Below are 1,576 nucleotides of genomic sequence, written 5' to 3'. Positions count from 1 at the left end.
AATCAGGCTGTTGAGAAAGTCAATAAATTTCGGGTATTTCAACAATTTAACGCGTTAATATTGTATAATTTAGTTAAAATGACGAATGAAAAGGCGCGTGAACACATTGCTGAAGCGTACGAAGTCTACCCATCCTAATTCAGGACAGCTCGAAATGATTTGCATTGATTCCTTAGTACCCAAGGATCACCTTCTACGGTTGATCGATGAACATGTGGACTTCTCCTTTATTATAGAGAAGGTGCGTCCTTATTACAGCGAAAACAAAGGCCGTCCGGCACTTGATCCGATCCTGCTTTTCAAAATGATGCTCATTGGTTACTTATACGGGATCCGTTCCGAAAGACAATTAGAACAGGAAATCATTCTTAATGCTGCTTTTCGCTGGTTTCTAGGTCTTGGTTTTTCAGATTCTATACCCGATCACTCGACCATCAGTTGGAATCGAACCAAACGGTTTGCGGGCACGAATGTATTTCAGGATATTTTCGATGAAGTGGTACATTTGGCTATTCATCACCGTATGGTAGCCGGACGTGTTTTGATTTCGGACTCGACTCATATTCAGGCTAATGCCAATAAAAATAACTATACGATTCAAGTCGTTCAAGAAACACCCCAGGAGTATCTCGGCGAATTAGAGAATGCGATTAACGAAGACCGGATGACTCATGGAAAAAAGCCCTTGCCCCCAACAAAGGAGGTGCCTGAAGAGAAGAAAGTTAAAGTCAGTACGACCGATCCCGATAGTGGGTATATGATGCGCAAAGGAAAGCCGGAAGGTTTTTTCTATCTTGATCACCGTACGGTTGACCATAAGTTTAATATCATCACGGATGTTTTTGTCACACCGGGTAATGTGAATGACTCCACGGTTTACATCGAACGGCTTACACGCCAAATTGAAACGTTTGGATTCTCCAAGACATTAGAAGCCGTAGCTTTGGACTCTGGGTATATGACACCCTACATTTGTATGAAGACATTGAGCATGAACCTGTTTCCTGTCATTGCAGAACGCAGCGCCCCGACCAAAGAAGGCACTTTACCTAAGGCGAATTTCAGTTATAACAAGGAAAATGATTCTTATCTATGCCCAATGGGCGAAAAGCTGACATACACTACCACAAATCGAAGTGGCTTTAGAGAATATAAATCCGATGCTGCTGTGTGTGAAGCTTGTCCGCTACTGGAGCAATGTACAGCAACAAAAAAACAACGAAAGATCCAACGACATATATGGGAGGACTTCAAGGAACAGGTCGTCCAGAACAAACAAAGCGAGAATGGAATTGCTGTGTACAAATTACGCAGTCAAACGATAGAGCGAAGCTTCGCGGATGCCAAAGAGCTCCATGGGCTTCGCCGTTGCCGGTTTCGCGGGATCGAGAAGACCCGAGAGCAGGCAATGATGACAGCCATCGCACAGAACCTCAAGAAGATAGCGCGGTATCTAGGTAAGCTATCTTTGGCGGGAACAGCTTATGCGATTCGGTCTTTTCTTACAAGTTTAACCAATTTTGTATTTGGGGATCGTAAATTAACTGCTTAACCCCCTTTTCTCAACAGCCTGATG

1 protein-coding gene is annotated in these 1,576 nt (G+C 43.5%); it reads left to right on the top strand.

What is annotated here, in order from left to right; all coding sequences use genetic code 11:
* Window positions 1-85 precede the first annotated feature (85 nt).
* The gene (locus ACTHRH_RS25625; RefSeq protein ID WP_379290870.1) at window positions 86-1,552 is read left to right on the top strand and encodes an IS1182 family transposase; all 1,467 of its coding nucleotides are present in this window, start codon (window positions 86-88) and stop codon (window positions 1,550-1,552) included.
* Window positions 1,553-1,576 lie beyond the last annotated feature (24 nt).

Origin of the sequence: Paenibacillus sp. SAFN-117 (assembly GCF_051966115.1) — a bacterium.
Lineage (GTDB): Bacteria > Bacillota > Bacilli > Paenibacillales > NBRC-103111 > Paenibacillus_L > Paenibacillus_L residui.
Note: the sequence above shows the minus strand (reverse complement) of the source record. Positions and strands in the feature narration are given on the sequence as shown.

What these genes read in the sequence shown, in the direction of transcription:
- ACTHRH_RS25625 (WP_379290870.1), top strand. Translation starts at nt 86, where the DNA reads ATGAAAAGGCGCGTGAACACATTGCTGAAGCGTACGAAGTCTACCCAT.